Here is a 5,251-nt window from a genome sequence, read left to right as displayed (position 1 = left end):
ACTACAAGCAACTCAATTAATGTAAAAGCTGCATTATCATAAATTTTTTCTCTTAATTTTCTCAATTTTATCTCTCCTTCTTTTTATTAAATACTAAATAATCTCTTACCCACTCTAAACCAGCCTATAAATTTAAAAATCACCCCCTCTGCCTCTGCTTATTTAAATAATTCAATTTAACTCCTATCCCTAAAATAAACCAAAAAACAGGTGCTACTGAAACAACACTATCATTAAATAAAGCTGCCGCTGCATAAGCTGTAAAAGCTGTAAAGGCTGCAGCACCAAGATAGTCAAAATAATCATTATAATCTCTTTTAAAATATATCATTAAACTTTCTCTAGTATGATAGGCAAATAACAAAACAACAGCTATTAGGGAAATTAAGCCTGTATTGACAGCAAGCTGCAGATAAAAATTATGCGGTTTATCTACAATTTTAGTAGTTAGATTAAAAGCATTTAGTTTACCAATATAATCATGCTGGGGAAAATAAAAAGTATAAGTATCAGGACCATTGCCGAGTAAGAGAGTGTCTTTAATAAGTGGGATTGTCCTGGACCAGATATAACCTCTATAAGTCGCAAAGCTTTCCTTATTTTCAAAGCCCCACCTTTCTACTTCCTCTACTCGATAAGCACCACCTTTTAAACCCATAATCCAGAATCCCTGCTCATTAATTAAAAATACAGCTCTTTTATTTCCATATTTAATTAATAAAGAATTTCTTTTAGGATCAAATCTCATTTTAAGAAGCTCAAAGTCAGGATTCTGGACTTCAATATAACCATTTTGATTTCTTTCCAGAGCCAGAATTTGCTTATTCTCACCATTATAAAAGCTCAAATTACTTTTATGATTAGCATTGTCTTTTTCAACTAACAGCTTAAAATCTTTTGTATTATAAATCAATTTATTTTCAGAGGTTACTATTTTTTTAATTTTCAAATCTAAATCTTCTTCACCTTTTAAAGCCATTTCAGTTTCTTTACCAAAAGATAGAAACTCCCCAAAAACTTTTCCCTGGCTTTGATAATTCATCCCAAAAGCAATTAAAAATAATAAAATAAACAAAACTAAAATTGATTTCCATTTTTTAATTATTTCTTTGTACATTATTATCAGCAAGAATAAAAAGGCAAATAGTCCTCCAACCATCCCTGCTCTTGACATTGAACCAATCCAGGCTGCAAAAATTAAAGAAACAACAAATCCATATAAAAACTGTTTTTCTCTTTTTTCCTGCATTATATAATAAACCAAAGAAAATAAGAGAAGCATTGAAAAGTAACTACCTACATAGTTTGGATTATAAAGAGTCGAATAAATAATGTTTTCGCCAAAATTAAAAGTCATACTTTCCGCTAATTGAGTCATTTGGTCCGGTAAAACTAAATTTCTACCAATAATGCTTCTGAAAAAATCATAACCAAAAAATTGATAGATTCCTATCAAAGCAATTATAGATGTTGAAACAAATAAGCCATTTATCAATATTTCTAATTGTTTTTTGCTGTTAATTAAAAAATAACTTGCCAGCATTATTATCAAATAAGAAATTAAAACCGGCATTCCCTCATACCGGTCAGGAAAACCTATTTGAGAAACATATTGGAAATCAGAAAAAATTGTTGATAAAATTATCATAATTAAGTAAACTGCTAAAAATATAAATTGCACTCTTGATTTAAGTTTTTTCTTTCTGGCTTCCCGCCAGAAGAAAAATAATAAAATCAGTGTCCAGCTTAACAGCCAGACCATCTTATAATATGAGAAAAAATCAAGATTATAAGATTCAACCCAATATAAAGAAGTTACTTCTGACAGTGTTCTTTTTTTTAAAAAGACTATCAGAGGTGTAAAAACTATTATCATAAAAATAGGTATAATTTTAATTATATTATAATTATATTGCTTTATTTTTAACAAAATAGTAACTCCTTATCGAATAATTTAAATATATTGGAACATATCAAACATCGGAGTGATTATTGAAACAGCTACAAAGCCAACCACAACAGCCAGAATAACAATCATTGCTGGCTCAATTAAGGTAATTACTCCATCAACACTTGTCTCAACTTCACTATCATAAAAATCAGATATTTTAACCAACATCTTGGGCAAAGCTCCTGTTTCTTCTCCAACTCTTGTCATTTGTACAACCATCAGTGAAAATAACTTTGGATATTTATCAAGCTCTGCTGCAAAGCTCATCCCTTCTCTAACCTGAACTCTAATCATTGTAAGAACATCACTATAAACTTTGTTATTGATAACATTCTCTACAATAGATAAAGATTCAAGTAATCCTACTCCACTGTCAATTAGTATCGACAAAGTGCTTGAAAATCTTGATAAATAAATTTTCTGCATCATATTTCCAAACACTGGTATTTTAAGAATTAATTTATCAGTCCTGAGCTTTCCTTTTTCTGTCTGTCGATATCTGCTAAAGATAAAAATCATCAAAATAATAAAGAGTAAAATTGCCCACCAGTACGCTCTAATAAAATCACTAATAGCAAGCAAAATTCGAGTAACTAAAGGTAAATTGGCTCCCAAACTGCTAAACATTCCTACAAATTGAGGTACTACCTGGACTACTAAAAATGTCACTACTAAAATAGCAACAGTTAAAATAGTTAATGGATAATAAAGTGCAGATTTAATCATTGAGTTTAATTTGCTCTGCCTTTCATAATGATCAGCCAGTTTGTTAAGAACAATGTCTAATACACCTCCAGCTTCTCCAGCTCTAATTAATTCAATATATAAAGTTGGAAATATCTTCTTATGCTTCTGCATAGCATTGGCTAGAGAAACCCCTGTTTCAACATCTTCTAGTATTTCTTCTAATGATTTTTTGAAGAATTTATTGTCCATTTGATCATACATAATCTGCAGAGAATCAACCAGACTAATACCGGAATCTATCATTGTTGCAAACTGCTGGCTAAAAATAGATAATTCTTTAGTACTTACACTATTAGTAAAATTAATTAATTCTCTTACATCCTTAGACTGTTTCTTTTCACTAATATTTGTAATATAGTAACCTTTATCTTTTAATTGAGAGGCAATTGCTGTTTTATTGTCCGCTTCTAATTCACCTTTAACTTTATTCCCCTTTTTATCTTTTGCTTCATATTTAAATAAAGAAGCCATAATGTAATCCCTCCTATCTGCCAGCAATACTATTTATTTTTTTCTTAATATAATCAGAATCATCAGAACGACGAACAGCTTCTTCATATGATATAATACTTTTATTATATAAATCTACAAGATAATTATCCATAATTATCATTCCATATTTACCACCTGTCTGCATTGCAGAAAGCAGTTGGTGAGTTTTCCCTTCACGAATAATATTCCTGACAGCAGATGTCGCAACTAAAATTTCCATGGCTGCTGTGCGAGCATTTCTATCTTTTCTATTTACCAATTGCTGTGATATTATACCGTTTATTGAAGCTGCTAACTGGGTCCTTACCTGCTGCTGCTGATGGGCAGGAAAAACATCAATAATCCTTTCTACAGTACTAGGAGCATCATTTGTGTGTAAAGTAGCAAAAACTAGATGGCCGGTTTCTGCTGCTTCTAAGGCTGTAGATATGGTTTCCAAATCTCTCATCTCACCTACAAGGATTACATCTGGATCCTGTCGTAAAGCAGCTCTTAATCCAGCTTTAAATGACATTGTGTCAAAACCAATCTCTCTTTGATGGACTATTGATTTGTCATGACTATGCAAATACTCAATCGGATCTTCTAAAGTAATAATATGTGCATGTCTATTAGTATTAATCATATTTATCATTGCAGCAAGTGTAGTAGTTTTACCACTTCCAGTTGGACCTGTACATAATATAAGTCCTTTTCTCTGCATCGATAACTTCTTTAAAATATCTGGTAAACCAAGAAAATCAATGTCCGGAACTTCTTGAGGAATTATTCTTAAAGCCAGACTGACTGAACCTCTCTGTTTAAATGCGTTTACTCTAAATCTTGAATAACCCGGCAAACTATAAGAAAAATCAATTTCGCCAAGTTCTTCAAAAGTTTCCCATTGTTTTTTTGTCATTAAATCTTTTGCTATTTCTTTAACTTCATTTATTTCAAGTTTATTTGGATATTCTTCATAATAAGTTAGTTTGCCATTATATCTAATAATGGGCTTTTCTTTAACGGTTAAATGCAGATCAGAAACTGAACGATCTTTTGCTAATTTTTTCATAACATCAAGAACATCCACCGACATCTCTCCCTCATAAAAAATTTTAAATAATAGAACTTACTACTTCCTGATAGCTGGTAATACCTTCTTTTAATTTCTGCTTACCATCATCTAATAAGGATTTCATATTATTTGCTCTGGCATATTTTTCTATCGCCAGTTCATTTGCTCCTTCAGCTATCATTTCTTCCATTTCATCGCTGATCTCAAGAACCTCATGAATAGCTATTCTTCCCTTATATCCATCTGTACATTTTTTACACGGCTCAACAGAAGGCCGCCAGAGTTTTTCAACATCTGGGTCATCTAAAAATTTCTTTTCTTCAATTCCAGGTTCGTAGGCTTCCTTACAATCCGGACACAACTTCCGCACCAATCTCTGAGCTACCACTCCAATAACTGTAGAAGCAACTAAATACCCGGGAATTCCCATATCTAAAAGTCTGGTAATTGCACTTGGAGCATCATTTGTATGCAGAGTACTTAAAACTAAATGTCCGGTCAGGGCCGCTCTGATTGCAATTTCTGCTGTTTCTTCGTCTCTAATCTCACCAACCATTACAATATCCGGATCCTGCCGCAGTATAGATCTTAAAGTTTTAGCAAAGGTCAAACCTGCCGCATTATTTGCCTGCACCTGATTTACTCCTTCCAACTGATATTCAACTGGATCTTCAATGGTAACAATATTTTTAGTTGGTGAATTAATTTCATTTAAAGCTGCAAATAAAGTGGTGGATTTTCCACTACCTGTTGGACCGGTTGCCAGTAAAATTCCATAGGGTTTTTTAATCAATCTATCAAATCTTTCCTTATTTTGTGGTTTAAATCCTAATCTTTCAATATTTAATAAACTATCATCTTTATTTAATAGTCTAATAACAACTTTTTCTCCATAAATTGTGGGCAGTGTAGAAACCCGCATATCAATCTGCATACTCTTAAAGGTCATCTGTACCCGACCATCCTGAGGAATTCTTCTTTTAGTAATATCCAAGTCAGCTATAATT

General features: G+C 32.0%; 4 protein-coding genes. All 4 read right to left on the bottom strand.

Annotation, left to right across the window (positions count from 1 at the left end; all coding sequences use genetic code 11):
- Positions 1–139 precede the first annotated feature (139 nt).
- A complete protein-coding gene (locus CI949_RS16495) occupies positions 140–1,930 on the bottom strand; it encodes an O-antigen ligase (protein WP_290768305.1) in 1,791 nt (596 codons plus the stop codon).
- A 24-nt stretch (positions 1,931–1,954) separates the two neighbouring features.
- Positions 1,955–3,169: a type II secretion system F family protein gene (locus CI949_RS16490; protein WP_290768302.1), complete on the bottom strand. Its 1,215-nt coding sequence runs from the start codon at positions 3,167–3,169 to the stop codon at positions 1,955–1,957.
- A 13-nt stretch (positions 3,170–3,182) separates the two neighbouring features.
- Positions 3,183–4,265 carry a type IV pilus twitching motility protein PilT gene (locus CI949_RS16485; protein WP_365941835.1) on the bottom strand — a complete coding sequence of 361 codons (1,083 nt, stop codon included), beginning with the start codon at positions 4,263–4,265 and terminating at the stop codon, positions 3,183–3,185.
- 19 nt (positions 4,266–4,284) lie between these two features.
- The coding region (locus CI949_RS16480) for a GspE/PulE family protein (protein WP_290768297.1) at positions 4,285–5,251 on the bottom strand (967 nt) is incomplete at its 5' end.

Source organism: Halanaerobium sp. (genome assembly GCF_003070835.1).
The sequence above is the reverse complement of the archived record's forward strand: the minus strand, read 5'-3'. Positions and strand labels throughout refer to the sequence as shown.

Excerpts from the sequence above, each read along its gene's own strand:
- CI949_RS16490 (WP_290768302.1), bottom strand. The coding sequence starts at position 3,169 with ATGGCTTCTTTATTTAAATATGAAGCAAAAGATAAAAAGGGGAATAAA.
- CI949_RS16485 (WP_365941835.1), bottom strand. The coding sequence starts at position 4,265 with ATGTCGGTGGATGTTCTTGATGTTATGAAAAAATTAGCAAAAGATCGT.